The sequence below is a fragment of the Oribacterium sp. KHPX15 genome (assembly GCF_900107835.1).
GTDB lineage: Bacteria > Bacillota > Clostridia > Lachnospirales > Lachnospiraceae > Oribacterium.
Window position 1 is genome coordinate 1 of the sequence record NZ_FNRG01000067.1, and the last position, 4,204, is coordinate 4,204.

Annotated in this window: 4 protein-coding genes; 3 read left to right on the forward strand and 1 reads right to left on the reverse strand. The window is 39.1% G+C overall.

Annotation, left to right across the window (positions count from 1 at the left end):
• Positions 1–445 (forward strand): DUF4143 domain-containing protein (locus tag BLV86_RS17245; RefSeq protein ID WP_139297969.1); only part of this gene is annotated, 445 nt, incomplete at its 5' end.
• A 237-nt stretch (positions 446–682) separates the two neighbouring features.
• On the opposite strand, the gene BLV86_RS17250 is transcribed toward BLV86_RS17245, so the two are convergent.
• On the reverse strand, positions 683–1,120 hold the full coding sequence (locus BLV86_RS17250; RefSeq protein ID WP_090820046.1) for a hypothetical protein: 438 nt from the start codon (positions 1,118–1,120) through the stop codon (positions 683–685).
• Between the two features lie 494 nt (positions 1,121–1,614).
• Here BLV86_RS17250 and BLV86_RS17255 point away from each other — a divergent pair, with 494 nt between their 5' ends.
• Together BLV86_RS17255 and BLV86_RS17260 are read left to right on the forward strand one after the other, a co-directional pair.
• A complete protein-coding gene (locus BLV86_RS17255) occupies positions 1,615–2,523 on the forward strand; it encodes a LysR family transcriptional regulator (protein WP_175456605.1) in 909 nt (302 codons plus the stop codon).
• A gap of 154 nt (positions 2,524–2,677) precedes the next feature.
• Positions 2,678–3,760 (forward strand): SLC13 family permease, encoded by a 1,083-nt coding sequence (locus tag BLV86_RS17260; RefSeq protein WP_090820051.1) that lies wholly within the window; start codon positions 2,678–2,680, stop codon positions 3,758–3,760.
• Positions 3,761–4,204 lie beyond the last annotated feature (444 nt).

Here is a 4,204-nt window from a genome sequence, read left to right on the forward strand (position 1 = left end):
CAATTCATATTTCAAGGTTTATATGTCTGACGTAGGCCTTTTAAGGAAGAAATCCAATATAAATTACAGGACAATACTTGATGGTGACGCAGCCTTTATTCACTTTAAAGGCGCACTTACAGAAAACTATGTCATGGTGCAGCTTTGCAGCATGGGAATACAGAGTTATTTTTGGAGAACCAAGGCAGATGCTGAATTGGATTTTCTGACGGATTATGAAGGAGTTCTTCTCCCTATAGAGGTTAAAGCTGCAGATAATACCAAGGCAAAGAGTCTCCATCTTTTCTGCAACAGATATAAGCCAAAGATTGCCGTAAAAACATCCCTTAAAAATGTGGGAGACATCATGGATGGTGAGACACATATTTGGAGCATACCCTTGTATGTCCTGTTCAGATTAAAAGGCCATATTTTCCATGAGATGAACTGGAAAAATAATCAGTAATATAATTTTTTTCACCACCAAAAGCTACTACTTATAGCAGGGTGAAAACTCGCGGTAATGTTGAGAAGAAGGGTTTACCAAAGAAAGAGAAGAGAGCTGACTTCAAAGGGGTCAGCTCTTTACTGATCATCGTATCGGAATTGAGAGTGTACTATTATAAAAATAGTTACGAACATAATATTTTCTTAACGATACACGGAACTTCTTTGCGTTCTTTATTAACTGCACGATCAAGGTTTATTGAACTTTCGTATAGGTATTACGATTTTCTAGATACAGATCCAGAGTACCATTATCATATACTTCAAGTCCTATTGTACCGTTTCCGCCTTCATTCCAATACATTGTTTCTTCCGTTAAAACAAAATCATCCAACTGATTATTGATGAGGACTGTTATGGTTTCCGGATCCTTCCTCATAAGAACTATAGTCTGGAATTCCGGTTCTATAGAATAAAAATTACCGACTCCTTCCTTAAGCCCGGAAGTGAATGTATACGTTCCGTCAACCTGAGGACACTCCGCAGAAGTTCTGCGAATACCGTAAGTTCCATCAGCATTCACATACCACCAACCGCCGGTTCCGTCACTTACCCAGTTTCCTGCCAACGAAGTCATAGCCATGGCACAGATACTTCCCAAAGTCACAAGCATTAACTTTAAGTTTTTTTTCATTTTGCCTCCTTCTGTAAATACGTTTTCTCATTTACACACATACTAAATGTACATATCAAGATTACAAGACCATTATCTAAAGAATAATTCAACCGTTCTTATTCATTCAATTAAAATCAACGATGATTTTGTAATATATTTCTTCAGCACTTTGACAATCTGACTTCATATGGTATTGGTGTCATTCCGGTTTCTTATTATAGTCTTACATAGTATTTTTATCCTGAATGCTGATATCTTCACTGACTTTTCAAAAATAAAGTGTTAAATGGAGAACTCATTTTAATGTTGTCGGAGATATGGACTGTAGAGGGGAATAAAACGAAGATTAGCAATGAATACATTAAATAAATATCAGATACAGTAGATAATTGGAATATGCCATGTGCTGTACTGATCTGATGAAAATGTCTGTGGGGGTGAATGATCAGCTGCTCAAAACAGGTGAAGCACAAAGAGTTAAAAATATTGAAAGCATATGGGAAGAGGTTGGAATGAACATAAAAGATTATGAGTACATTGTTGAGATAGAAGCTCAAGGCAGTATCTCAAAAGCAGCGGATAGGCTTTCGATTACTCCCGGAGCACTTTCGAAATATTTAAACCGTATTGAAAAAGAGTTAAGTATTCAACTGTTTAAGCGAATTGGAAATCAGTTTGTTCCCACAAAGGCAGGACTCAGATATGTGGAATTGGGACGAGTCATCATGAATGTGGATGAGCAGTTGAAACGGGATATAGCAGGAATGATTGAATGTGGAGATGCAGCGCTGCATCTAGGTGTGCCGCGAGGTATGAATTCGTTCATAATGGAGAGGCTGCTTCCTGGATTTTATGAACAGTTTGAGAGTGAACAGGTAGTTATCGAGAGAGGGGGTTCAAAGGCTCTTATTTCAATGGTGGAGGATGGCAAACTTGATGTATGTATAGCATATGCAAGTGATCGCAAACCAAATCTGATATATCAGAAACTTGCACATGTTGAACCTGTGCTGGCTGTTCCTGCAGGATCCTTACTTTTGACTGAGACAAAAAAGAAAACTGCCTCCGGGTATCCGATACTTGATAATGACAGTTGGTTTAATGAGGCTTTTATAAGCATTACCACAAGCACTTATTCCGGGAGAATCGTGGAAGAAATGTTTTCAAAATATGGTAAACGTCCACCGGTAAAGCTGTATGTAGGAGACACAGAAACAGCGTTATCCGCTGTTGAAAACAATTTGGGCAATACCATAGTTCTGGCACTTCCCCAAACTGATAGGATGGTTCGTTTTTTGGCATTACCGTATATGATTGACCACGGTGTTGATGTTTATGCTGTTACGAGGCGTAACGGATACCATAGTGAAAGCATGGAAGCACTAATAAAAATTGCACAAAAATACTATTCGTGTATATGACGGAGGTGTTTACTTTTAGTAAAAGAAATACGAAAATATGTCGTTTGTGGAATGCATTTTTTGGTGATACATTACAGATATAGAAGCAGCTGTTAAAGGAGTTTAGGCCGAGCTCCGATCCAATCTAAGTTTTGAGTCATGAAAGGAGACAGATATGTCACAATCTGTAATAATGGGAATAGTTCTCGTTGCTATCATAGCTGCATTTCTCAGTGATCGTATTCCTTTGGCAGTAGTATCTCTTACAGGCGCAGTTTTAGTCGGGACGCTTGGGTTCGTGGAGCATAAAGAGGTATTTGTATCTTTTGCATCAACGTCAATGATCCTTATGATTTCCATGATGATCGTAGGCGGTTCACTTTTTTACACAGGTCTTGCGCAGATAATAGGAAACATGCTCCTCAAGTTCACAGGGGGCAGTGAGCGTGCACTCATTCTGATCGCTGTTCTCAGCGGGACACTTATTTCTTCTGTGTGCAGCGGTACAGCAACACTGGTTACACTTTTTCCCATCATAACAAGTTTATGCATAAGCGCCAAGGTTGTAGCTCGATATCGTTCAGAGTTGTTGGGATTAAAAGCAAGGATAGACGATAAGTTTTGCTTTGATCCTGCCTATGTGATGAATACGCTTCGTATGCTGGGTGACAAACTTGATATGCCAATTGCTGTTCATGCACCGAGAAGTCTGATTGGAATTGATATACTTCTTTCATATCTGAAAAAGGGAGATGTACTGTGCCATACGCTTGCGGGAAACAGTAAGGTTATGGATGTAGTGGATTATGATGGAGTAATCAGAAGGAGTGTATGGAAAGCTCAGGAGAGAGGCGTTATATTTGATCTTTCTCATGGAACTAACGCTTATTCATATGATGCGGCTGAGGCAGCATGGAAGGCAGGATTTTTTACAGATACTATCTCAAGTGATCTTCATGCGAGAAATCTTGGAGGACCTGTATATAGTTTGGGGAATGTCTTGACAAAGGTAAGAGGACTTACCGGTATGGAATGGTGGCAGATACTCAATAAAACTATAGTACAGCCTGTAAGGCTTCAGCATATTTCTGATAAAGCTACAGAAATACATACTGGAATGAAGGCGGATCTGACGATATTTAAAATTACGCATGAATGTGTTACTTTGTTCGACTCTAGGAAAGAGGAGCGTGTATTTAAAGAGCAGATCGTTCCTATTTATACCTGCGTTGGCAGGAATGTACACGTATGTCGGTAACAACCAAATAGGTTAGCTTTTTTATACCACATTGGTATTCAATAAAAATATTCCTGCAACTGAACTGATTTTAAAGATTATTCTTGGAAGAAATATATGAGTTATAACAGCTGATGCTCAGGAAGAGCTGCGTAGTCCTATTGTAGGCGGAAGAGATATCACTCTTGATATTCATGCTATAGATGAAAATGGAGAAGAAATAGATATTGAAGTCCAGGGAAGTGCAGAGGGAGCTCATGTAAGAAGAGCAAGATTTCATAGTGGCGTTATGGACTCTTGTATGCTTAAAGAAACTGATCCATTTAAGATTGTGAAGGATTCATATGGCATCAACCTTCAGTAAAGAAGCTCTCGACAAACTTATGGAAAACAATCTGCTCGGACGTATGGCAGAACCTGTGGAGGTTGCCAAAGCAGCTTTGTTTCTGTCCAGTCCCGTCTCAT